General features: G+C 55.7%; 19 protein-coding genes, 3 tRNA genes and 3 pseudogenes. 11 read left to right on the forward strand and 14 right to left on the reverse strand.

The window, feature by feature from the left end; translation table 11 throughout:
• Positions 1-19: 19 nt before the first annotated feature.
• From AC1MDT_RS05465 to AC1MDT_RS05475, 3 genes are all read right to left on the reverse strand, one after another.
• Positions 20-301: a peptidylprolyl isomerase gene (locus AC1MDT_RS05465; protein ID WP_046048458.1), complete on the reverse strand. Its 282-nt coding sequence runs from the start codon at positions 299-301 to the stop codon at positions 20-22.
• 107 nt (positions 302-408) lie between these two features.
• On the reverse strand, positions 409-1,290 hold the full coding sequence (locus AC1MDT_RS05470) for an esterase/lipase family protein (RefSeq protein ID WP_480421064.1): 882 nt from the start codon (positions 1,288-1,290) through the stop codon (positions 409-411).
• A gap of 226 nt (positions 1,291-1,516) precedes the next feature.
• Positions 1,517-2,590, reverse strand: coding sequence for a 3-deoxy-7-phosphoheptulonate synthase (locus tag AC1MDT_RS05475; protein ID WP_480421065.1), 1,074 nt, complete (start codon positions 2,588-2,590; stop codon positions 1,517-1,519).
• Positions 2,591-3,216: 626 nt separating this feature from the next.
• Here AC1MDT_RS05475 and AC1MDT_RS05480 point away from each other — a divergent pair.
• From AC1MDT_RS05480 to AC1MDT_RS05510, 7 genes are all read left to right on the forward strand, one after another.
• A complete protein-coding gene (locus tag AC1MDT_RS05480; protein WP_480421066.1) occupies positions 3,217-3,975 on the forward strand; it encodes a carbon-nitrogen hydrolase family protein in 759 nt (252 codons plus the stop codon).
• Positions 3,975-4,418 (forward strand): GNAT family N-acetyltransferase, encoded by a 444-nt coding sequence (locus AC1MDT_RS05485; protein ID WP_480421067.1) that lies wholly within the window; start codon positions 3,975-3,977, stop codon positions 4,416-4,418. Before AC1MDT_RS05480 ends, AC1MDT_RS05485 begins: the two co-directional genes overlap by 1 nt.
• Positions 4,419-4,544: 126 nt before the next feature.
• The gene (gene gacA / locus AC1MDT_RS05490; protein ID WP_008015884.1) at positions 4,545-5,186 is read left to right on the forward strand and encodes a response regulator transcription factor GacA; all 642 of its coding nucleotides are present in this window, start codon (positions 4,545-4,547) and stop codon (positions 5,184-5,186) included.
• A gap of 2 nt (positions 5,187-5,188) precedes the next feature.
• A complete protein-coding gene (gene uvrC, locus AC1MDT_RS05495; RefSeq protein WP_201119745.1) occupies positions 5,189-7,012 on the forward strand; it encodes an excinuclease ABC subunit UvrC in 1,824 nt (607 codons plus the stop codon).
• A gap of 32 nt (positions 7,013-7,044) precedes the next feature.
• The gene (gene pgsA / locus AC1MDT_RS05500) at positions 7,045-7,605 is read left to right on the forward strand and encodes a CDP-diacylglycerol--glycerol-3-phosphate 3-phosphatidyltransferase (RefSeq protein ID WP_414907123.1); all 561 of its coding nucleotides are present in this window, start codon (positions 7,045-7,047) and stop codon (positions 7,603-7,605) included.
• Between the two features lie 63 nt (positions 7,606-7,668).
• Positions 7,669-7,744, forward strand: a tRNA-Gly gene (locus AC1MDT_RS05505).
• 46 nt (positions 7,745-7,790) lie between these two features.
• Positions 7,791-7,864: transfer RNA gene (locus AC1MDT_RS05510), tRNA-Cys, on the forward strand.
• 185 nt (positions 7,865-8,049) lie between these two features.
• Here the strand turns inward: AC1MDT_RS05510 and AC1MDT_RS05515 are convergent.
• The 3 genes and pseudogenes from AC1MDT_RS05515 to AC1MDT_RS05525 all read right to left on the reverse strand — a co-directional run bounded on the left by AC1MDT_RS05515 (position 8,050) and on the right by AC1MDT_RS05525 (position 9,931).
• Complete coding sequence (locus AC1MDT_RS05515) at positions 8,050-9,264, reverse strand: DUF2235 domain-containing protein (RefSeq protein ID WP_480421068.1); 1,215 nt, start codon at positions 9,262-9,264, stop codon at positions 8,050-8,052.
• 308 nt (positions 9,265-9,572) lie between these two features.
• Positions 9,573-9,677: pseudogene (locus tag AC1MDT_RS05520) on the reverse strand (type II toxin-antitoxin system RelE/ParE family toxin); the annotation flags it as partial.
• 8 nt (positions 9,678-9,685) lie between these two features.
• Positions 9,686-9,931, reverse strand: a complete 246-nt coding sequence (locus AC1MDT_RS05525) for a type II toxin-antitoxin system ParD family antitoxin (RefSeq protein WP_480421069.1) — start codon at positions 9,929-9,931, stop codon at positions 9,686-9,688.
• Between the two features lie 468 nt (positions 9,932-10,399).
• On the opposite strand from AC1MDT_RS05525, the gene AC1MDT_RS05530 reads away from it, so the two are divergent.
• A tRNA-Leu gene (locus tag AC1MDT_RS05530) sits at positions 10,400-10,486 on the forward strand.
• Positions 10,487-10,568: 82 nt separating this feature from the next.
• Here the strand turns inward: AC1MDT_RS05530 and AC1MDT_RS05535 are convergent.
• The 4 genes and pseudogenes from AC1MDT_RS05535 to AC1MDT_RS05550 form a co-directional block, all read right to left on the reverse strand.
• Positions 10,569-10,703: pseudogene (locus AC1MDT_RS05535) on the reverse strand (integrase); the annotation flags it as partial.
• Positions 10,698-11,286: pseudogene (locus AC1MDT_RS05540) on the reverse strand (phage tail sheath subtilisin-like domain-containing protein); the annotation flags it as partial. The pseudogenes AC1MDT_RS05535 and AC1MDT_RS05540, both read right to left, overlap by 6 nt.
• Positions 11,287-11,911: 625 nt before the next feature.
• Positions 11,912-13,348, reverse strand: coding sequence for an IS1182 family transposase (locus AC1MDT_RS05545; protein ID WP_480421070.1), 1,437 nt, complete (start codon positions 13,346-13,348; stop codon positions 11,912-11,914).
• Between the two features lie 453 nt (positions 13,349-13,801).
• Complete coding sequence (locus AC1MDT_RS05550; RefSeq protein ID WP_480421071.1) at positions 13,802-14,821, reverse strand: HAD family hydrolase; 1,020 nt, start codon at positions 14,819-14,821, stop codon at positions 13,802-13,804.
• 537 nt (positions 14,822-15,358) lie between these two features.
• Here AC1MDT_RS05550 and AC1MDT_RS05555 point away from each other — a divergent pair.
• Positions 15,359-16,027: a flavodoxin family protein gene (locus tag AC1MDT_RS05555; RefSeq protein WP_480421072.1), complete on the forward strand. Its 669-nt coding sequence runs from the start codon at positions 15,359-15,361 to the stop codon at positions 16,025-16,027.
• Positions 16,028-16,245: 218 nt separating this feature from the next.
• Here AC1MDT_RS05555 and AC1MDT_RS05560 read toward each other — a convergent pair whose 3' ends face one another.
• Positions 16,246-16,662 (reverse strand): hypothetical protein, encoded by a 417-nt coding sequence (locus AC1MDT_RS05560; RefSeq protein WP_480421073.1) that lies wholly within the window; start codon positions 16,660-16,662, stop codon positions 16,246-16,248.
• Between the two features lie 287 nt (positions 16,663-16,949).
• Here AC1MDT_RS05560 and AC1MDT_RS05565 point away from each other — a divergent pair, with 287 nt between their 5' ends.
• The gene (locus tag AC1MDT_RS05565) at positions 16,950-17,132 is read left to right on the forward strand and encodes a hypothetical protein (RefSeq protein WP_480421074.1); all 183 of its coding nucleotides are present in this window, start codon (positions 16,950-16,952) and stop codon (positions 17,130-17,132) included.
• 805 nt (positions 17,133-17,937) lie between these two features.
• Here the strand turns inward: AC1MDT_RS05565 and AC1MDT_RS05570 are convergent.
• On the reverse strand, positions 17,938-18,267 hold the full coding sequence (locus tag AC1MDT_RS05570; RefSeq protein WP_480421075.1) for a hypothetical protein: 330 nt from the start codon (positions 18,265-18,267) through the stop codon (positions 17,938-17,940).
• A 176-nt stretch (positions 18,268-18,443) separates the two neighbouring features.
• On the opposite strand from AC1MDT_RS05570, the gene AC1MDT_RS05575 reads away from it, so the two are divergent.
• Positions 18,444-19,145 carry a lysis system i-spanin subunit Rz gene (locus AC1MDT_RS05575; protein ID WP_480421076.1) on the forward strand — a complete coding sequence of 234 codons (702 nt, stop codon included), beginning with the start codon at positions 18,444-18,446 and terminating at the stop codon, positions 19,143-19,145.
• A 21-nt stretch (positions 19,146-19,166) separates the two neighbouring features.
• On the opposite strand, the gene AC1MDT_RS05580 is transcribed toward AC1MDT_RS05575, so the two are convergent.
• Together AC1MDT_RS05580 and AC1MDT_RS05585 are read right to left on the reverse strand one after the other, a co-directional pair.
• Positions 19,167-19,298: a hypothetical protein gene (locus AC1MDT_RS05580; protein WP_480421077.1), complete on the reverse strand. Its 132-nt coding sequence runs from the start codon at positions 19,296-19,298 to the stop codon at positions 19,167-19,169.
• 357 nt (positions 19,299-19,655) lie between these two features.
• On the reverse strand, positions 19,656-21,782 hold the full coding sequence (locus AC1MDT_RS05585; protein ID WP_480421078.1) for a flavin monoamine oxidase family protein: 2,127 nt from the start codon (positions 21,780-21,782) through the stop codon (positions 19,656-19,658).
• Positions 21,783-21,852 lie beyond the last annotated feature (70 nt).

Below are 21,852 nucleotides of genomic sequence, written 5' to 3' on the forward strand. Positions count from 1 at the left end.
CGTAATACGCAGGTGTTGATCAGTCCTGGCGGCTGGTCACTTCCAGCAGGTGATAACCGAACTGGGTCTTGACCGGGCCTTGCACCACGTTGATCGGTGCGCTGAAGACCACGGCGTCGAACTCTTTGACCATTTGGCCTGGACCGAACGAACCCAGATCGCCGCCCTGGCGGCTGGAAGGGCAAGTTGAATTGGCTTTGGCAACTTCGGCGAAATCAGCGCCGCCTTCGATCTGGGCTTTGAGTTCGTTGCACTTGGCTTCCGAGGCAACCAGGATGTGACGGGCAGTGGCTTTAGCCATGGGTAATTTCTCCTTTCAATGTTCAGTAAAGTGCTGAGCCTACCGGATTCAGTGGTCTATTTCTTCTCAAAATTCCGTCCGGACGGCTCAGCCAGTATGGCATTTCTTTATAAGCCGGCCATTCGCAGGCGTTCGGCATGCTGCACATATAAGTCGATCGGGTCGATCCCCGTGCGAACTCGACCGATGGCCTGGCCGATGCTGTCCAGGTGGTCGAGCGGGTAGTCGGAACGGATCACTTTGCCCAGATGGGAGCTGAATCGGCCGACCATGCCATCGTTCTGCTCCGCTTCGGTGGTGAAATACCGGGAAAAGGCCCGGGATAACCCATGCAGTGGATCGAGCGCGTTGAGCCCTTCATCGAGGGGATTCTTCGACAGGATGCCGCACCAGGAATAATAGCCAACACCGTTAACCCATTCGCGGCCCTTGCCGCCCCAGGTTTTTGGCAACCCTTGGGGGTACTTGTCGTTGAACGCGCCCACGCCTTCGGTGGTGAGCGCGTTGAGCGCGGCGACAGCGTTCTGCGGCAGGTGGCGATGGCCACTGAGCAATGACAGAAAATCGGCAAACAGGGTGGCAACCGTCTCTGCGATATGTTCTGGCAGGCGTCCGGGCGTCAGGGCCTTGCGCAGGAAGTCGGCCAATTCCGAACCATGATTTGGCCCGCTGACGGACGTCACCGAGGCGACGTTGTGTGGCGCTACCGCCGCTGCATAGCGTGCGGCGAGTGCGCCTTGACTGTGACCGATCAGGTTGACTTTTTTCGCGCCGGTTCCTTCCAGCACCCGTTCGATCTGCATCAGCAATTGGTCGCCGCGCGCTTCGTTGCTATGGGTAGCCGACAGGTGCGGGACAAACACCCTGGCGCCAGCCCCTCTGAGGGCGTGTTTGACCTCATGGAACAGCTCGAACTTGCCGATGCGCTCGAAGCCGAAAAACCCGTGGACCAAGAGGATCGGATGGTGAGTGGTTGCATTCCGTTGCATGTTCATACCTTTTCGCGGAAGTTCATGGGTGTGCTTGCGGCTCACTCTAAAGCACTCCTGCGCGTATGCGGTGTATGAAAAAGCCGCTGTAAGCTGATGAAAACGGTATAGAAAAGGTACGAAAGCTCGAATGAAGATGAGGTCTATATCGGAATATTCGGCCATCCTTTAATGGGAGGTAGAGCACATTTGGGTTATGGCCTACCTCCAGAACGTCATTTGACTGTTACCCGTGTTGCGCTCGCAGCCGCGTTGCCGCCTGACGCAACAAGTCCTCCGTCCCGTCCCAGCCAAGGCAACCATCCGTCACCGACACGCCGTAACGCAGCGACGGGCTCAACGGCTGGCAACCTTCGAACAGGTGACTCTCAATCATCATGCCGATCAGCGATCGATCACCTTGCAGACGTTGTTCAAGCACGTCGTTGAACACCGCCGGCTGACGCAACGGATCTTTGCCGCTGTTGGCGTGGCTGCAGTCGACCATGATTCGCGCCGGGATTTTCAGCTTGGTCAGGTCGCTATGCACCTGGGCGATGCTGTCGCGGTCGTAGTTCGGCCCGCGATGGCCTCCGCGCAATACCAGATGAGTGTCCGCATTGCCCGGGGTCTGAATGATCGCCGGGTGTCCCTGGCTGTCGACACCGAAATGACGATGCGGATGGGCGGCCGAGCGCATGGCGTCGCTGGCGACGCCGACACTGCCATCGGTGCCGTTCTTGAAGCCCACCGGCATGCTCAGGCCGCTGGCCATTTCCCGGTGAATTTGCGATTCGGTGGTGCGGGCACCGATGGCCACCCAGCTCAGCAGATCGTCGAAGTAACCAGCGGCCATCGGTTGCAGCAGCTCGGTGGCAATCGGCAACCCAAGACGGAGCATTTCGCGCATCAGCTCACGGGACAACGTCAGGCCACCGGCCATGTCATCACTGCCATCCAGGTGCGGATCGTAGGCCAGGCCTTTCCAGCCGATCGTGGTGCGAGGCTTTTCGACGTAGGCACGCATCACCAACAGCAGTTCATCGCTGACTTCAGCGGCGAGCCGGGCAAGGTTGTTGGCGTATTCGAGGGCTGACTGCGGGTCGTGAATCGAGCAAGGGCCGACGATCACCAGCAGACGGGAGTCTTCACCGTTGAGGATCGCGCGGACCGCGTCGCGGTGGGCAGTGACTTGCTGGGTCAGGGCGTTGCTGAGTGGCAATTGCTGTTTGAGTTGCAACGAGCTGGGCAGACGCAGGGTCAGCGCTTCATTGGCAGGGCTCAGGGTGGACAGCGGCAGAGCGGAGACGGACGAATTCATGTTCAGGCTTCCTGGGCTGGTGGCGGGATCGTTCCCGCGCACTCGGCCCTATTGGGGTGTTCGACAATTAGCCGGATTGGCTGCGTGTGGGTGCTTGCCACCAGTGGGTGACCGATCGGAGGCGGCAGGCTGTCCCGAGCGGAGGCTGCTAAATCGCCAGGCGGTAAAACTGTCGTAACGGTAATAAGTGGCGTAGTTCATTTTCTAAATCCTCTGAATGTCTGGTTGTTGCTAAAAAGTGTCTGGGGCTGAAAAAACAAAACCCCCGGTCGGGAGGCCGACCGGGGGTTGAGAATTCTCTGGTGGCGACCCGTTTAAAGTGGGCGCCGTGTGGGTATCAGGCGCGCCAGTGGCTAAACCAATACCCAAAATAAAAGCTGACCGGAGCGCAAGCGTCGTTCACCCGGGCAGCCGCAACCGAGCGCGGGGCGCTGGCGGTACGAAGCGGTGAGCGGGCGTTGAACATGGTTTGTCTCCGATGGATGCGCCGAGCTTACTAGAGGCCGGTACGCGGATTCAATCAGAAATTGCTATCGATCACCGACGAGGTTTGCTATCGCTTGAGTGCGTCGAAGGTTGTGACACACTCGTGGCCTCGACCCAATACCTCATCACAAGGACGAAACATGACACCACTGACCATCGCGGCCGCTCAATCGATTTCCGTCGCGGGCGACCTTGCTGCCAATATCGCCGGGCATCAACGCTTCATGCAGGTGGCTGCAGAGCAGGGCGTGCAATTGCTGGTGTTCCCGGAGTTATCGTTGACGGGGTACGAGCGTGGACTGGCGGCTGAGCTGGCCATTGTGCCGGGCGCCGAGGTTCTGCAGTCCCTGCGAGATTTCGCGCATAAAGTCGGCGTAACAACGGTTGTCGGTATGCCTATTCGGCTGTCGGAAGATTCGCCAGTATTGATCGGGGCGTTGGTGCTGGGTGCCGATGGTTCGCTGGGGATCTATAGCAAGCAACATTTGCACGCAGGCGAGGAGGTGGCGTTTGCCCCGGGCACCGGTGGCTCGCCCCTGACGATTGGTACCGACACTGTCGCGCTGGCGGTGTGCGCGGATTTTTCCCACGACAGCCATGCGGCAGCGGCGGCGCAGCAAGGCGCGGATATTTATGCGGCCGGCGTGCTGATTACGGAAAACGGCTACGCCCCGGACACGGCCATCTTGCAAGGCTACGCCCGCAGCCATTCGATGGTGGTCCTGATGGCCAATCAGGGTGGTGCGACGGGGGGCTGGGAGTCAGCAGGACGCAGCGCAATCTGGGCGTCTGACGGTTCGCTGATCTCGGTCGCGCCGGCAACCGGCAATCTGATGGTGATTGCTCGGCGCAACGCGCAGGGGTGGCAGGGGCAAATAGTCGCTGTTTCGGAGGCTTGATGGGGTTTGAATTACGTACGGCGACTTCCGGGGACCTCGGTTTTGCTCGCGATCTCACACGCCGCAACATGTTGCGTTATTACCTGCAGCACGATTTGTTGTGGCAGGACGAGGCGTTCGATGTGGGCTGGGCGGGACGTGAAAACTGGTTGGTTGTGCGAGAGGATGTTTCGCTGGGTTATGTGAGCCTGAGCAGAGACGCCAGGGCTTTATACATTCGCGAACTGCACATGCTGGAGGCGTTTCAGGGACAGGGCGCCGGTTCCTGGGTGATCGATCAGGTCGTTGCCATGGCGTGCAAGGAGCGGCGCCCGGCCTTGCGTCTGACGGTTTTTGAAAATAATCCGGCGAAAGCGTTGTATGAGAGAAAGGGCCTCATGGTAGTCGGTGAAGAGGCGTGTTTCCTGAGAATGCAGCGCGATATCGGTGACTTGCCTCGCTGAAACACGCTGGCGGCAAGCCTTTCCAGACGTATTGAAACTTTTTATATGCCGCTTTCCGCTAGGTCTGCCAGTTGCTTTTTGCTAAGGTGTCGGCAACCCAATAGGACCATATCGCGAGGTGTCTGCTTGATTAGGGTGCTAGTAGTCGATGACCATGATCTCGTTCGTACAGGCATTACACGAATGCTGGCTGACATCGATGGCCTGCAAGTAGTCGGCCAGGCTGAGTCAGGCGAAGAGTCCCTGCTCAAGGCGCGTGAGCTGAAACCCGATGTGGTGCTGATGGACGTCAAGATGCCCGGTATCGGCGGTCTTGAAGCCACGCGCAAATTGTTGCGCAGTCATCCGGACATCAAAGTCGTTGCGGTCACCGTGTGCGAAGAGGATCCGTTTCCTACACGCCTGTTGCAGGCGGGGGCTGCGGGTTATCTGACCAAGGGCGCCGGCTTGCCTGAAATGGTCCAGGCCATCCGCCTGGTGTTTGCCGGACAACGCTACATCAGTCCGCAGATTGCCCAGCAACTGGCGATCAAATCCTTCCAGCCGACCAACGATTCGCCCTTCGACGCGTTGTCGGAGCGGGAAATCCAGATCGCGCTGATGATTGTCGGCTGTCAGAAAGTCCAGATCATTTCCGACAAGCTCTGCCTGTCGCCAAAAACCGTGAACACCTACCGTTACCGTATTTTCGAGAAGCTCTCGATCAGCAGCGATGTCGAGTTGACGCTGTTGGCGGTTCGTCACGGCATGGTTGATGCCAGCCTCTGAAAATGACTGAAGCCTTCGATCCAAGCGCCTTTCTTTCAACGGTCAGTGGGCGCCCCGGTGTGTATCGCATGTTCGACAGCGAGGCACGCCTGCTCTATGTCGGCAAGGCCAAGAACCTCAAGAATCGCCTGTCGAGTTACTTTCGAAAATCCGGTCTGGCGCCCAAGACCGCCGCGCTGGTCGCGCGCATCGCCCAAGTCGAAACGACGATTACGGCCAATGAAACCGAGGCCTTGTTGCTCGAGCAGACGCTGATCAAGGAATGGCGGCCGCCCTACAACATTCTGCTGCGCGACGATAAATCCTATCCTTACGTCTTCCTCTCGGATGGCCCGTTCCCACGTTTGAGCATCCATCGCGGTGCGAAGAAGGCCAAGGGCAAATATTTCGGTCCTTATCCAAGTGCGGGTGCCATTCGCGAAAGCCTGAGCCTGCTGCAAAAGACCTTTTTTGTTCGTCAATGCGAAGACAGCTATTACAAAAACCGCACGCGTCCCTGTTTGCAATACCAGATCAAACGCTGCAAGGCGCCTTGTGTCGGCCTGGTGGAACCCGAGGTCTATGCCGAGGACGTTCGGCACTCAGTGATGTTCCTTGAGGGTCGCAGCAATGCGCTGACCGACGAATTGTCCGCTGGCATGGAAGAGGCGGCGATCAACCTCGAGTTCGAGCGTGCGGCAGAGCTGCGGGACCAGATCTCGTTGCTGCGCCGGGTCCAGGATCAGCAAAGCATGGAAGGCGGCACGGGTGACGTCGATGTCATCGCCGCGTTTATCAACCCGGGCGGTGCGTGTGTGCACTTGATCAGCGTGCGCGGCGGCCGCGTACTGGGGAGCAAGAACTTCTTTCCGCAGGTAGGCATTGAAGAGGACGTTTCCGAGGTGATGGCGGCGTTTCTCGGCCAGTACTTCATCAGCAGCCCTGAACGCGACTTGCCGAGTGAACTCATCGTCAACGTGGTTCACGAAGACTTCCCGACCCTGATCGCGGCCATCGAAGAGCTACGCGGTCGCGAACTGACCATCAGCCATCGGGTCCGCGGTACACGAGCCCGCTGGCAGCAATTGGCTGTCACCAATGCCGAGCAGGCGCTGGGTGCACGGTTGGCCAACCGTCAACACGTTGCGGCTCGTTTCGATGCCTTGGCAGAAGTCCTGAATCTGGACGAACCGCCACAGCGCCTCGAGTGCTATGACATCAGCCACTCCAGCGGCGAAGCGACGGTGGCCTCCTGCGTAGTATTTGGCCCCGAAGGCCCGATCAAGTCTGACTACCGTCGTTACAACATTGAGGGCGTCACCCCGGGTGATGACTACGCAGCGATGCACCAGGCACTGACCCGACGTTTCAGCAAGCTGAAGGACGGGGAGGGCAAGCTGCCGGACATTCTGCTGGTGGACGGCGGCAAGGGTCAGTTGTCCATGGCCCGCGATGTGCTCAATGAACTGGCGGTGCCCGACCTTATTCTGCTGGGCGTGGCCAAAGGCGCGACACGCAAGGCCGGTTTCGAAACCTTGTACCTGAACGATGCAGCCCATGAATTTACCTTGCGCGGTGATTCCCCCGCGCTGCATTTGATTCAGCAGATACGCGACGAAGCTCACCGTTTCGCGATCACCGGCCACCGTGCGCGCCGTGGGAAAACCCGCCGCACCTCTACACTTGAGGGCGTCGCCGGGGTCGGTCCGACACGTCGCCGCGATTTGTTGAAACATTTTGGTGGATTGCAGGAGCTGTCTCGTGCCAGCATCGAAGAGATCGCCAAAGCACCCGGGATCAGTAAAAAGCTCGCAGAGTTGATTTATGCAAATCTGCACAGCGAGTAGAATGCCACCTCACCTCGTAGCCAGTTGTGCCGATGAATATCCCTAATCTGATTACCGTTCTACGTGTCCTGCTCATCCCGATCTTCATTTTACTGTTCTACCTGCCCTACCAATGGAGCTACGTGGCGTCCGCCTCGGTCTTCGCATTTGCCGCTGCCACAGACTGGCTGGACGGGTACCTGGCCCGCCGTCTGGAGCAAAGCACGCCGTTCGGGGCCTTTCTCGATCCGGTGGCTGACAAGCTGATGGTCGCCGTTGCGCTGGTATTGCTGGTGCAAGAACACGGCAACCTGTGGCTCACGCTGCCGGCCGCTGTGATCATCGGCCGCGAAATTGTCGTTTCCGCACTCCGGGAGTGGATGGCCGAACTCGGCGCTCGCGCGCACGTCGCCGTGTCCAACCTGGGCAAATGGAAAACCGCCGCGCAAATGCTGGCGCTGGTGATCCTGTTGGCCAACCCGTCGGACTTCAGTTTCTGGGTCCTGGTCGGTTACGCGTTGCTGATGGTGTCCGCTGGCCTGACTTTGTGGTCCATGGTCCAGTACTTGCGGGCTGCCTGGCCTCATCTGAAGACCGACGTAGAAAAGAAATAAAACTTTTTTGAATCAAAGGGTTGACGGGGCTTCTGGATTCTATAGAATGCGCCACACCAAGACGCGGGAATAGCTCAGTTGGTAGAGCACGACCTTGCCAAGGTCGGGGTCGCGAGTTCGAGTCTCGTTTCCCGCTCCAAGTTTGTACACATTTGTTGTTGCGCTACATGACATCAAATGTTTGAGGCCGAGTAGCAAAATGGTTATGCAGTGGATTGCAAATCCACCTACGCCGGTTCGATTCCGACCTCGGCCTCCACTAATAAACAACCCCGTAGATCAATGATCTACGGGGTTTTTTATTGCCCAAAGGAAAGTGAAGTGTTCCGCAATTTTTGGGTGGTGTTCCGCAACTGCGAACGATGGAGCACCTGTGGTCATAGTCGACGGCCATCCCCCGAACACTATCCGCCAGAGTGGGCCAGTGCCATCGATCGATACATGTCAGTCCACGGTTATTCCGGGCAGAGGCGCCTGGGGACAATTGCCGACATATAGATCGAGGTTCGGGGGGGTGTAGTTGCACCTATTCAGGGCAGGGTCGGGCACGACCGGTCCGCTGTTAATGCGATCGAGTGCGGATTGGTTAAGTACTAGTCCGGGGCAGAATTGATGGGTGCCACTCAATCTGCGTTCAGTGCCGAGCGCGCTCCAGGGCTGATGTTGCCAAGGCGCATGGGCAGTGCCGCTAGCTAAAGGTGCGGGGATAACTGCTGATGGCGTCGAGAATATAAGCCCGCGAGTAGCGAGCTTTGTCATCATCCATAGGAGTGCCCCATCCGATAGCCCGGATTCATTGTTACTGGTCGGATAGCCTCCCCCTACATCCGCGTGAGCCCCCGGAAAAAGCGATTGCACGACTCGATCTTCCTGGTCCCACAGAGTGGGAGGGAAATTGATGCGCTGTTCGTCAATCGAAATCGCGTGGAAGCCGTAGCTGACATTGCTGCTCAACTGTGTGTCGACGAATCTCAGTGCATCTATTTGACTGGGCTCATCTGCGAATTGCGGGATTCCCATTGAACCGACCGTCTCCCAGACGGCTACGGAGTCGATAGGGACGTCCGCGATAAGTTGAGTGGGGTCTACCGGAGTCCTAAAAAAGCCCGGTAGCATTGAGACCATATCCTCGAGCTTGGCTACGCGGTTTAAATCCCCCGAAACCGCCGATCGGCGGAACGCGTACCACACTGCAGTTCCCAGCTTGTACGCGGTTGCCGGGTCGTTCAAATTGTTTTTCGCGGGATTAAGTAGGCCCTGCGCTTCGATTAAGCCGGCGAGCGCGCGTACGGTGTAGGCTCCGCGGCTGAATCCGATAAGGAAAATTTTGTCCCCGCTCTGATAGTTGCGCGAAAAAAACGTATAACCGCGAATGACACGAGTGATAAGCCCTGCACCGATCGCGCCACCTAAAAATTTGACCAGAAGGTTGTCGGAATCTCCGACGCCATGAAGATACTTGGCTATTTGCACAACATTGCCGGCGAAGTCCTGCAACGTGCGCTCTTGCTCGTCCGCTAAGCGATAACTGCCTATAGCGTCGACGCCACCCAGGTTCGAAAATATTTTTAAGACGTTTGTCGGGTCTGTTACATCGTCCGGTGCTTCGCTATCACCATTCCATGTGCCGTCCGCACAGAAAACTATGTTTTTTGACATGATTTACTCCTTGCCCACGAATGGGCTGCAACTTCTTCACATCTACTTCCATAGGCATAGTTGCTTCGGCTCTTTGAAAAATGAGGCCCGAAGTAAGCTTAGGCGAGTAGGAGGGAAGTTGTGCGGTCGCTGCTGCTATAAAAGTAGTTGCTACAAGGGGCAGGCCAGGGAGCCTTGCGGGCAAGCAGAGCACGTTTCAGGTGGAAAGCTATGCACAACCATCATTGGAAAGCTAATCGTCGCTGGTTGGGCAAGGAGGGGTATGTCGGAAGCAGTGGGGGCGGAATCAGTCCTATTCTAAAAGGCCGCTACAGATTCCGCTGTGCATCCATCCGATCATGCAATACGCGAATAATCGCAATTCCATAAGCTGTGATTCGAAAGTAAATCATGTGCCGTTCAACCCTGCAGCGGACGATATTCAACCATGCGCAGTCAACATTCTTTTCTTGAATGCGACGGGGTCGAAAGGGCGAGGTTTTCCGCTGGTTTCACCTTCCCGAAGGGCTGCGCGGATACTTTCAAGCTCAGCACTACGCTCTTGTTCGCGTCGTATCAGATCGCGGATGCATTCGCTGTCGTTGGTGTAGTGGCCAGCTTCGATTTGCGCTTTGATCCAACCGTCTTGCTGGTCGGTCACAGTGATGGTTTTCCGAACGGTTCCCATGATTGACTCTCCAGGAAATGATGAGCAGGGTAAAAAGCATCATACTATTGGTGCTTTTTCGAGCGGCGAAGCCTCTCTTGCTCATAGCCAGTAGCACGCCCGGATCGAAAAAAACTGTTCCGCAACCCAGAACCAAACCCCTGCAACCCGTGGGATACAGCTCGTTAAAAATCAGTAGCTTGCGGAACGCTAATGATGCTAACCTATTGAAATTGCTTGTGTTGTGGATGGATTTCAAATCGAAGTACGCTGGCTTGATTCCGACTTCGGCCTCCACTATAAACAAGCTCCGTAGATCTATGATTTACGGAGCTTTTTTATTTGCACCATCCTGAAAGATTTAGTCTTGAAAAGGATAGTTGCGAACTTGCTTCACCGGGACGGGATGTATATATTTCCCCCTCTGCTGCACAGGCGTCAAAAATGGCCAGTTGTTTAGCCGTTTTCAGACAGCTTTATCGCGCTACCGCCCGAATGGCGAAACTGGTAGACGCATGGGACTTAAAATCCCCCGCTCGTAAGGGCGTGCCGGTTCGATTCCGGCTTCGGGCACCATGAATATCAAGGGCTTGCATGAGATACCTCATGCAAGCCCTTCGTTTTTTATTGCCGCAATTTTCAAATCTTGCCGCAATTCCTATTTTGTTGACGTTACCTTCTTGCCTTTTCGGTTGCGGATGTAGTGCTCGGTCATCACGACTGTGGTGTGTCCCAGCTGGTCCATCGCCTCTCGAATGTTGCCGGTCGATTCTTCTTTGTCGGTAGCTGCCTTGGTGACGGTGCCCCAGTTCTGGAAGTCTGGCCAGATCACCATAACTTCGCGGGCGCCGAAGTTCTCGCGGTAGGCGGTCGCTTCTTCCTTGGTCTGGCAATCCCAGGCGTTGACGTAGGCAAAGGCACGCAGCTGCTGAGCGATAGCGACCAGAGCGGTGGCCAACCGGCAGGGTGCCGAGGCCAGGCACACCGAGAATGCGCGGGGAGACCTTTAGGCGCGACTTGGCCGCGAGCAGGGCTTTCATGCCCGTGTATTTGCCGGCCGCTGTGGTGGTGCCGATCAGGTTGCTGGTGGTCGCGGCGTCATCGGCGCCTTTCGCGACACGAACCACCACGGTAACCGGTTTGGTCTGGTCGGCGATCGCCTGCAGGCTGGCCGCCAGCGTGCCTTGGGTACCCGCCTTGCCGATCGCGGCTTGCACGTTGGTGATCAGGACCGGGGTGTCCAGAGGGAACATCGTGGCATCCGCGTCTTCGGCAGTACAGACCAGACCGATGACAGCGGTGGAAACGGTGCGAATGGGGCGCGTGCCCTCGTTGATTTCGAGGACTCGCACGCCGTGGTGGTATTCGTCGGCCATGGGGATTGCCTGCGCAGTGATTGAATGACACTGCACAGGCTGCCGCGCGCGCGTTGGTTGGGCGAGTTGGTGGGCTTGTACCGTCGGTGTCTAAAAGGTCGCCGGGTCGTTCAATGTTGGGGCTCTATCGGATCTACTCGGCGATCCAGGCCGGGGATGGGTAATTGCACGGACTTGCCCACCCATTTGCATTCGACCTGACCAGTCATTTACATCGAATTTGACGAGCACGATTCGTGGGCATGACCGGCAGAGAACGACCGATTGTGTTGAAAAAGTCGGTCCTTCCAGACTCAGACTGCCCGCGTACTGACTGCTGAAAACGCCTTTTTTGCGCGCAGTTACGCGAAATCTGAGCCCGGAATCCTCTGCTTAAAGTAAAGATTTCAATCTGAAGCGCGTACTTTTCTGCCGTGGAAACCATGGCCAACTTTTTCAACAGAATCGACCCAGGCTGTGTGAAAACGCACTGAATACGTCGAAAATTGAGGCCTACGGGCGTTGCCTGCGAAACCAGCAGACTGAAGCGCGAATTGCCCTCGTCAGCTACATAGGCGCCCGTAAATGCTGTTTGGGCCGCGTCAGAGGCCCAAACAGCCACTCACGGACGATCAAACGGCTGGATTCACGCCCTGATCGCTTCAAGCAGTCCTGCGATGCCGAAGATGCTCATCATTCGTTTGAGGTTGTAGGCGAGCACATGAAGGCTCATCTCGGTACTTACCCTCGGCAGAGTTTTAGTCAGGAAGTGGGTGGCTCCCATCCAATATTTGAGTGTTCCGAAAGGATGCTCAACTGTCTTTCGGCGAACCCTCATCATCGCTGGATCATGTGCTAGTCGAACCTGCATCGCGTCGATTACCGCCTCATGTTCCCAGCGCCTCACTCGGCGCTCCTTACCCGTCGTACATTGCTTTTGCATTGCGCAGGACTGGCAGCCCGAGAAGTAGTAACAGTGCAACAACATGCCGTCTTCCATCGACGAATGCCGCCGGGTCAGCAACTGTCCCGCAGGGCATCGATACGCGTCCGATGCAGCAACGTAGATGAAGTCCTGCTTACCAAATCGGCCTTCGGCTTTGCTGCCTGATGTCAGGGGTTTTGGTACAAAGGTGGTGATGCCCGCCTGCTCGCAGGCAAGGATTTCCAGACCTTTGTAGTAGCCTCGGTCGGCCACCACCGTTAGCGTTTCAGCCTCGATTTCTTCACGCGCCAGGTTCGCCATATTGCTCAGTTGCCCACGATCATTACCAACGTTGGTCACCTCATGGGCAATGATCAAATGGTGCTTGTCGTCGACAGCTGTTTGGACGTTATAGCCAACCGTTCCGGTGCCTCGTCCGCTCGTGGCCATTGAGCGTGCATCTGGGTCTGTGAGGGAGATTTGCTGGTCTGGACTGTCGTGGAGCTGCGCCTCGATATCCTTGAGTTTCTGCATCTGCTTTTTCAGCGTTTCGATTTTTTCTTTCAGCCGCTTGGCCTTGGCCTCGGCCACTTCGGGCGTTGCCCGATCCGCCGAATCCATCGCCGCCAGATAACGGTCAATGCTCTGTTCGATCTGCTGCATACGTGCCTTCACTTTGCCCTGGGTGAAGTTACGGTCACGATTGTTGACGGCTTTGAACTTGCTGCCATCGATGGCGATGATCGATGCAGAGAAAAGATTGAGGTTGCGACAAAGCACTACGAACTGACGGCAGACGCTGCGAATGGCTTTGCCGTTGTCTTTGCGAAAGTCGGCGATGGTTTTGAAGTCAGGAGCCAAGCGCCCCGTCAGCCACATCAACTCGACGTTGCGCTCGGCCTCACGTTCAAGCCTGCGACTGGACTGAATGCGATTGAGATAGCCGTAGATATAGATCTTCAGCAAGATCGCTGGATGGTAGGCCGGACGCCCCGTTGCAGCTGGATCAACACCTTCAAACCCAAGTGCACCCAGATCGAGTTCATCGACGAAAACGTCGACCACTCGGACCGGATTTTCTTCGGCTACATAATCGTCCAGGCACTCCGGCAGCAACGTCACTTGCGTCCGAGTCTCACCTTCGATGAATCGCTTCATGATCGCCCCCGATACGATCTAGACGATCAGAAGGTTAGACAATCACTCGCGTTTTCACACAGCCTGGACCCATAGCAGACGTTCACCAAGGCGTGCATAAGGCCTGAAACGATATTCGGTCTCAATCGAACTCTAACGTGAGATTAAAGGGGTGGCATTTGGTCCGTCCTGATTAAACCAAGCGAACGACCAGAAGTAAGCGTCCGCCCAACAAACCTTACGAGGGGGATGGTGGCAACCATTTTAGCCTTAATTAGCGGTTCACCATACGCCAGCGAATCTCTCTTCCAAAAGAGGGCCCAAAGAATTTTTGCCCTGTCTAGGAACCACAGGCATTTCAGTACTCCGAACGTTCATGGTGAAATTGGTAAATGCGTATCTCTCTTTACTAAATTTTAGTGGCTGGGCCCTTGGCTTAGTTTGCCATGAGCCCGTCGGGTTAAATTACCTTGTTTACTTCACTTGCTCGGTTGTGGGGGTGTTGTATGGATAAATCACGCGCCATTCGGTGGCCATGTTCACGACCGTCCAGCCACGGGCATCGGCTACGTCCAGTGCCTTGTCCAAACGGCCGATATCAGTATTGCGGTCATAGGCCCATTCGCGTTTGGCATCGGTGTGATGCACCAGCCCCATGAATCGTTTGCCCGGACCTGCGGCGGTCCATTGCAGCATCTGCAAGTCGCCATCGGAGTTGCCGAAGGCGAGGATCGGACGTTTGCCGATGATTGCGCTGATGCTTTCCGGTTTGCCCGGACCGTCATCGTAGTGGGCAAATTTTGGTTCGCGCAGGATCGAGGTGTTGCCGTCCTTATCCTGAAAAGTTGTGACAAATGAAGTGCCGATCACTTGTTCCGGAGGAACGCCGTAGACCTTCTGGGCGAAGGTACGCATGAAATCGGTATCGCCACCCGAGACGATAAAGGTTTTGAAGTTCTCGCTACGCAAATAATCGAGCAACTCCAGCATTGGCTGGAAAACCATCTCGGTGTACAGCTTGCCGGTCGTCGGGTGCTTGGCCTGGCTGAGCCAAGTCTTGGCGTAGTCATCGAACGTTTCGGTGGTCATTCCGGTGTGGGTCGCAATGAAGATTTTTATCATGCCTTCCATGCCGCCAGCCGCCAGCGCATTGTGATCGTCTTCCAGCACGGCCTTGAACGGCTGGGTGGTTTTCCACTCAGGGTGTTGCGGCGCGGTGCGCTTGACTTCTTCGAGGGCAAACAGGAATTCGAAGTACATCGGCTTTTCGCTCCACAGGGTGCCGTCGTTGTCGAATACCGCGATGCGGTCTTCGGGTTTGACGAAGTCCTTGCTGCTTTGGTCGGTGACGGCCTGGACGAACTCCATGATGTGTTGCTTCGACGGGCCGTCGTTCCACGAGGGCAGCGGTTCGGCTGCTTGCGCAAGTATCGGAAGCGCCAGAGCCAAGAGCAGTGTCAGGCCAAAACGGTGACAGATCGATAGGGGGGGCATCGTGGGAACTCCTTCTGGTAAACAGGGTTTAACAGCCGTAATGCCGATGTTCGGCCTGAGTATGCAGCGTAGACAACGAATCCTTGAGTTGCCGCAACTCCTGATTTCGGCTGGCGCACGACCGTAGCACGCGCTGCATTGATCTGGGTCTCCGGTGGTGGCCGTGTCTGATTTCAGGTGATCTGAAAATCCGACTTTTTCAACAGAATCGGCCGATAGCGACCAGCACGCTGGCCCATGTCAAACCGGACACCTATACCTCGTTAATTTATACCGGTGCCAAGCACCTACCCCACTTGCGCAGCACCCGGGTAAGACAACACGGCCTCCAACCAAGAATCTACTGCTACGCTCAAATCTTCACGCAGGAGTCGCGATGCCAATCTCAGCCCGCTCTTCTCTGCTTTCAATATCAGTAGAAACATCAAGCCCTCTAAGCTTCGACGGTCGAGCCTTAAGTGGCTGAAATAGTACAAGGGAGAAGGGCGGTCAGCGTTGTGTTTGAATGACCGGCGGCGCGAGCCCGGAGCAATCTATATGAGTCTTGCAGGTAAGACGGTCCTGTTTGTTTACTATACGTACAGCCAGCAGACGCGGCAGGTGGTCGAGGTCATGACAGATGCTCTGCGCGAACGAGGCTGCGAGGTACGACTGGCCAGGTTGGAGTTCACGGACCCCCGGTACGCGGGCCGGTTCTCCAGCTTTCCTCTGCGCCATGTGTACCGCGACATTTTCGGCATGATTCTCCCGCAACTACGGGGTGTGACCGGTCAGATCGTTATCCCGGATGAGGCTCGCGACAGCCACTTCGACCTGGTCTGCATCGCATCGCCGACTTGGTGGCTGCACCCCTGCATGCCGATTCGTACGTTTCTTGAGTCCGACGTCGCTGGGACACTGCTTGCCGGAAATCGCTTTGCCGCCGTTGCAGTGGCCCACCGCTATTGGCGTGATGACTTGAAAATCCTGAAACGGCTCGGCGTTAAACGAGGCGGCAAATACGTGGATGGCAGCCACTTCACTGCTGGCGGTGGCCCAGTTGATTCGATGCTGGCGCTGCTCAGCTTTCTCTCGACGGGTGTCACCAAGAATCGCTACTTGGGAATAAAGATTCCGCCAGCAACTCTGCCGCCCAGCTATGTCGGGCAGGCGCGGGCGTTCGCGAACGGTCTAGCAGATCGGCTCGCCGAGGTGAACAACTTATGATCACCCCAAATGCTAGAAGAAGTTGGCGACGCATTTGGTTGGTGAAAGTTTTGGCCGCGGAGGGATTTGCGAGAACGTATCCATTTAGGCGTTTCTTTCACAGTTCGCATCGGTCGCGCCTTGGGCGGGCAACTCGGTTCAATCGATTGGCCGTTATTGGCTGTTCTCTGCCGATCATGGTTACAACGCGTGTTGGTCAAATCCGATGCAATCGCTGGTCACCACTCCATACTAGGTAGCTCGACAGCCGGAAAACCTGGCAGTTTGGTGATATCGCGCAGAGCCTGCCGGTACTTGAGCAGTGCCTTCAATTGCGGCGATGCCAGCGTCGTTTCAGTTTCAGGACCAGAGAGAAGTTCGCTTCCCCGCAACATCGCCACCGACATTGGTGGGCCATCCTCTGTAACGATCAGCCGCGTCAAGCGGACCTTGCGTTCTGACTTTCGGGACATGATTCGATCAATCAATACCTTTAGCTCTCCCGTGATCTCAATCCACCGTTTGGCGTTTGTTTTCCCCTGAAGCACCCAAATTTGGCCATTGCGGACGTCTCGTTCGTCCATCAATCGCGTGTCCGTTACACGCTGGCCGGCCAGCTCGCAAACCTCCTCGTGCGATAAAAATTGAATGCTCATGAGCTATTCCATGCCGCGCGTGGCGGCAGAAGGTGGGTATTTGGAGTTCAGATGAAGGGCGTGTGGCACGCTTTGAAGGTGAGCTACGGTTTATTGGTTCATCTCGCCAGTTGCGTTACACACTCTCTCCCCTGAGGTGACTGGTGGGGTGAACCCTTATCGGCGCGGACCTTTGTAGATGAGCCAGAGCATGTAAAGCGGGGCTGCTATCGGTAGGAGGATCATCAGTAATCCCCCCAACCCAAGCCCTGAATGTATTCAGTTTGGCGAGTGCGCAGTTTCTTTCAATGATCGACAGCGAGGAAAAGGCAGCTATTCTCGAATTCATCGCCGGTCAATACGGGATCACTTTCCAAGTTGCCTATGCAGAAGTTGCTCAGTTACACACCACGCCCTGGCCTAAAACCGGGGCCGAGGACGTAGAAGGATGCCACCTTGGCGTGCATGGAAGAGAAACAACCCATGGCTAACGAGAAAGTTGTAGTGACGACCGACACCAAAAATGAAGGCATGTCGCCTGAGCCCGCAAAGGTGCCGGCCATAAAACAAGTTCCCAAGGCTCCCCCTAGACCTACTATAGGGGCAATTACCGTTACAATCGGGACCGCAAAGCCAGCCCTCACTGGCCTTAACGGATAGGAAGCGTGGGGGGGCCGGCTGACAGGCGAGCTTGGGCGATGCTGGTGGCGAAGGTTATTACTGTTTGCCTTCGGCACCTTCGCTGGCTTGATAGACCTTGGGATTTTCTGTGGGCATGGGGGAGCCTTGGCTGATGTTCGGCTACAGTAGGTAAGTCATCGAAATGGAGATCGGACATGCAATGCTTAATTTGCCAGGCGGCTTCTAAAATTGTTTACATGACAGGATGCTGGTCCGAGGTCAAATGCTCGGCCGGATGTGGACACTTTAGGGTCTCAGCGAACCTCGTTGCGAAAATGAAATTTAAAAGTGAACTCTTTGACATTGTACGAACAAGACAATGGCTTGAGATGTCTCGGAACGAGGGGCCAATGCCGTTGATATCGACCTACGATTACAACGTTTCTTTATTGCATCGTGCCACTAAATAGTGATTTTGCAGCTTGCCGAGTCGTTCTAGGAAATCGATCGAGGTAGGTGAGGGCGGGTCAGGTGGTTAGCGAGACTTTCAGTCGTCACATTCACCGGTCCATCAATACCATTAGCCCGTGAGGGGAGACCTCGCGGGCTAATGGGCAAAACATGTTCAAAAAAAGCGCACTAAGGCGCGCACAAACCGAAAATCACAGGTAAGGCTTAGCCGCCAATCTGGTGGCTTACAGCATTCTCTTGTTGGTTAAGGGTCCTTTGCTCCTGCTTGGTGATATGTCCGCTATTTTGGCTAGCCATGCTCCGTTCTTCCTGACGAATCTGATGGTCTTCCTTATGTAGATTGGCTGCTTGCCCCTTGGTTATTTCACCCTCTTTGACTTCGTTGCTGATTCGCTTGTTCTGGTTGGCCAGACGACCATTTACTTCGGCTCTACGGGGGTGATCTTTTTGCCACTGGCCTTCAGCAGCCATTACATTGCCGGCAGCCACGCCAACAAATGCGGACAACAAAATAGCAGCAAGCTTTTTAGACATATTTGATTCCAGGTGAGGGCTTTAAAGGCTGGCCGGTTGTCCTGCTCTGCACCAGCCATGTAGATACTGCGTCATCCCTAGTCTCGTAGACACGATTCAGTCCCGACAGTTCATCTTTCAAAGCGTCCATGGGGATGCTCGTGGCTGTCTCCAGTCAGGCGCCGTGTTGCGGTCTAATGAAACCGGACACCCATTTAGGTGAGAATGCTCGCCAGATCCTCCCAAATGCCGGCAAACAAGCCGGCGTTTTTGCGTCTGCGCTTAATCTGACCATGGATCGGTTCCAGATCAACACCCGGCTGCGCATGGCGGCGTTCATCGCCCAAGTGGGCCATGAGTCGGGTCAGTTCCGCTATGTGAAGGAGCTCGGGGGCGACCAGTACCTGAGGAAGTACGACGCCGGGCTGGTGGCCCAGCGGTTGGGCAACACACCAGAAGCCGACGGCGATGGGCAAAAGTATCGCGGGTGCGGGCTGATCCAGATCACAGGCCACGACCAGTCTGATCTGACCTTGATCGCCAATGCTGGCGCCGCACAGGCCAGGCAGGCACTCGAAAAGCAACAGGTAGCCGAACGGGCGCTCGCCGCACTCGACCAAAAAGCTCAGAAGGAAAAGACCGATGCTCTCACTGAGAATGAAACTCTGCGCCGCGCTGTTGCCGATGGTGCTCGCCGGCTGCGCATCGCGGGAAGTTGTCGTGCCAGTGGCGGCGACGTGCCCAGCACCGCCAGCGCCATCAGCCTGGACCCTGGCGGATCCTTCGAACTCGCTCCAGCTGCTGGACGAGCTGTTTTCGATATCCGAGCCGGGATCATTGCCGATCAAGCAGCCCTGAGGGCGCTGCAGCGTTATGTCGGTGAAGTTTGCGTTAAGTGAGGAGTGCGCGAAAACGTGCGATTAGAGTCCGGAATAGTTCTGAGCTTGCCGGGCTGCTTTTTCTTTTTTGTGGTTCTTCATGTCAAGTCTGGCGCCACAAGCTATGACGATGACTCCGAAGATGACCAACAAAATTATTTGACTGGTAGGCATGGCCCGCTCCTTGTAAAAAAACGCCCATTGAACCCACAGCCGTGGCCCTTGCCAAATTGAAGGGGTTACAGCATGTTTCAATGGAGAGCGCGCCGTTGGCTGAGCGTCGGCAGCGGATCGGCTATGGGTGGGAGTTGGTTGCGTCGGTTGGCGTGTGTCGATAGGGATTGTGTTCGTTCGGCAGGACGCCGGGGGAGGGGCTGAGGTGGGGTGAAGTGTTACCGGAACTAAATAGTATTCCAAAAACACAGAACCCCTGAACCTCTTTAAGAAGGTCAGGGGGGCTGCGTCTCCGTAGTCCAGCCTGGCTGTTTTCTGGTCTTACCGCTCGAAAGAAAAGAACGCAGAAACTACAGGTTATGTCATCGAGTCATTCCAGAAGTCCACGGCAGCCGTGTCAGCGTTGGTTCCAAATTTCCAGATAAAACTCGGTTTCACGAACTCAGTGGTTCGTAAACTGCTGGTATCACCACCGCCGCCCGCCACCGCATTATCTAGTATGGAGAACAGCACCGCTGACGCCGAGTTCACTCCAGCGTAAAGCGGTCCTTCGATCCAGCCGTCCAGAAAAAACGCTGATTCGCCGGCGAGAAACACGCGGCGGTATGGTTGCGGAATGACTGTGGTGCCAGTCTCCTCATCCTTGTACCTTTCTGGGCTAACCACCGTGTACTGAAACGCCAGAATCGCATTGTAATTATATTGCCCCGCCAGTAGGAGCCGGAAGGCACCCTGAATATAGGGCTCATTATGCCATTCAATTTTGAAGGTGTTGTCCCCACCAATGCCTGCGCCCAAAAAACTATGATTGATAGTGTTTCCGATATCATTTAAATCGGTGGCGCCAAGATTGTTGGAGGACATGCCAATGTAACTCAAGGTCAGCTGATTGGTCGCCAAGTCCCACTTTGGGGGGGCGATAGGGGTATAGTAGGGGATCGGCAATGGCAAGGGGTGATAGCGCAGCGAGTCAAACCCATTCTGATAGGTTAGCAATACCGAGTATTTTGATGCGTCTGCATTCGGGAAAATTGCCGTTTGCCCCAGCAAGCGGTCAGTCACGATCCATCGTACTTTCTGACCATCGGCTGTCGGCCAATCGGGATTAGACAATAAAGTACCGTCCGTTGCGGCCCAAATTTTGGTGGAAGGATAAAACTCCACATTGCGAATCGACTCCCGGATTTGCTTGGTGTAAAGAGTCAGAGGGAAGTTAAGATCGCTACCAAATGTTCCAAAAGGGCGGGGGAACCCCACCGTAGTGCCTTCGTCGAGTAACATGGGCTGCATCATGGCGGGATTGCCCGTGGCCACGATAACATAATCGAACTCTTTGCTTGTAACTGTGCCGGCATCTACATAGCTGACGGAAACTGTATCTGTTAGCAGCCGGGTTATGCCAAACGCAGCGCTCATGATGACTTTAATATTCGGATTCAAATCAGTACTAAGCTTAAGGAATGACTCGGCGAATCCTGAAGACGTGAACTCAGGCCCCCACCGATACAGTGCCTCATAATCCCACACGTCATAGCGAATAAAGTCCACCATGGACGTTGGAAAGTCCTGTCCCATCCCGCCGGTACCAAATCCAACCGCCTTGAACATTCTGACGTCACTTTCCGTCCAGCTAGGCTCTCCTTCGGGCTGCGGGGCCTGCAATTGGGTCCGGACAAACATCTCCAGACTGACCTTGTCGAATTTTTCGATAATTGCGCTCCAGTACGCTTTAATACGCGTCTCTTCCTGTGCTGTGAGCGTCGGCTGTTTTAGTACCCCCGCGGTGTGCTCTAGCGTCCAGAACACTCCAGTATCAGTATCGACCTCAATCGTTGTTTCGCGAATGAACACCTCGTCAAACTCGCCTCCGAGAGTATCGACACGTGCTGGTAGTCCGAAACTGGCGACAGCTGGGTCAGAAATCCAGGTTGAGGTGTTGCCTTCGACATTCAGTGCCGTCGCGACGATGCCAGGATTGGGAAATGGTTGAAAGATTGGATTCGCTGTACCGACGGTCTTCTTGAAATAGTGCCACATCAATTTTGCCGTATCAGGAAAACGCATTGCGCCCATTTCTGCCGGATCGGCCCCGGCTGCCAGCCCCGTGAACTCTTCGGTGAAACATCTGCCGCCAATGCGCCCCGAGGCCTCGAAGAGGGTCGGCGTCAACCCGCAGCGGGTGAGTTCGTAGAGGGCGCAGAGCCCGGACATGCCGGCGCCAATAATGGCCACTCGGGTTCCTTTCTGCGTGTCATTCAATACTGCAAATGGGGCATCAGGATTAGGTGGAGCCTCAGGGTTAGCAGTACTAAAACCATCTCGAACGATTGCCGCGTAATTCGCAGCATAGACGTCCACAATACGAGTGACGCCAGTATTAAGTTGGTTCAAGGTCTTCGGTAAACGCAAAGCTCGCTTCCGGCTCCCAAACGGTACAATTGAATTAACGAAACCGCCAAATGCATCATAGGTAGGAAATGACATGATCGCTCCTTTTATCAAGTGCGCGGTTTTAGGCACCATCTGTTAATGGTGGGAAGCCGCAGTACATCAC

Source organism: Pseudomonas sp. ASL7 (assembly GCF_056680375.1).

Bases quoted from the DNA above. Each gene is read 5' to 3' on its own strand.
- AC1MDT_RS05485 (WP_480421067.1), top strand. From the start codon at position 3,975: ATGGGGTTTGAATTACGTACGGCGACTTCCGGGGACCTCGGTTTTGCT.
- pgsA (WP_414907123.1), top strand. From the start codon at position 7,045: ATGAATATCCCTAATCTGATTACCGTTCTACGTGTCCTGCTCATCCCG.
- AC1MDT_RS05565 (WP_480421074.1), top strand. From the start codon at position 16,950: ATGATCGACAGCGAGGAAAAGGCAGCTATTCTCGAATTCATCGCCGGT.
- AC1MDT_RS05545 (WP_480421070.1), bottom strand. From the start codon at position 13,348: ATGAAGCGATTCATCGAAGGTGAGACTCGGACGCAAGTGACGTTGCTG.
- AC1MDT_RS05560 (WP_480421073.1), bottom strand. From the start codon at position 16,662: ATGAGCATTCAATTTTTATCGCACGAGGAGGTTTGCGAGCTGGCCGGC.
- AC1MDT_RS05550 (WP_480421071.1), bottom strand. From the start codon at position 14,821: ATGCCCCCCCTATCGATCTGTCACCGTTTTGGCCTGACACTGCTCTTG.
- AC1MDT_RS05585 (WP_480421078.1), bottom strand. From the start codon at position 21,782: ATGTCATTTCCTACCTATGATGCATTTGGCGGTTTCGTTAATTCAATT.
- AC1MDT_RS05475 (WP_480421065.1), bottom strand. From the start codon at position 2,590: ATGAATTCGTCCGTCTCCGCTCTGCCGCTGTCCACCCTGAGCCCTGCC.
- AC1MDT_RS05575 (WP_480421076.1), top strand. From the start codon at position 18,444: ATGAAACCGGACACCCATTTAGGTGAGAATGCTCGCCAGATCCTCCCA.
- AC1MDT_RS05470 (WP_480421064.1), bottom strand. From the start codon at position 1,290: ATGCAACGGAATGCAACCACTCACCATCCGATCCTCTTGGTCCACGGG.
- AC1MDT_RS05570 (WP_480421075.1), bottom strand. From the start codon at position 18,267: ATGTCTAAAAAGCTTGCTGCTATTTTGTTGTCCGCATTTGTTGGCGTG.
- AC1MDT_RS05525 (WP_480421069.1), bottom strand. From the start codon at position 9,931: ATGGGAACCGTTCGGAAAACCATCACTGTGACCGACCAGCAAGACGGT.
- AC1MDT_RS05480 (WP_480421066.1), top strand. From the start codon at position 3,217: ATGACACCACTGACCATCGCGGCCGCTCAATCGATTTCCGTCGCGGGC.
- AC1MDT_RS05580 (WP_480421077.1), bottom strand. From the start codon at position 19,298: ATGCCTACCAGTCAAATAATTTTGTTGGTCATCTTCGGAGTCATCGTC.
- AC1MDT_RS05465 (WP_046048458.1), bottom strand. From the start codon at position 301: ATGGCTAAAGCCACTGCCCGTCACATCCTGGTTGCCTCGGAAGCCAAG.
- AC1MDT_RS05515 (WP_480421068.1), bottom strand. From the start codon at position 9,264: ATGTCAAAAAACATAGTTTTCTGTGCGGACGGCACATGGAATGGTGAT.
- AC1MDT_RS05555 (WP_480421072.1), top strand. From the start codon at position 15,359: ATGAGTCTTGCAGGTAAGACGGTCCTGTTTGTTTACTATACGTACAGC.
- uvrC (WP_201119745.1), top strand. From the start codon at position 5,189: ATGACTGAAGCCTTCGATCCAAGCGCCTTTCTTTCAACGGTCAGTGGG.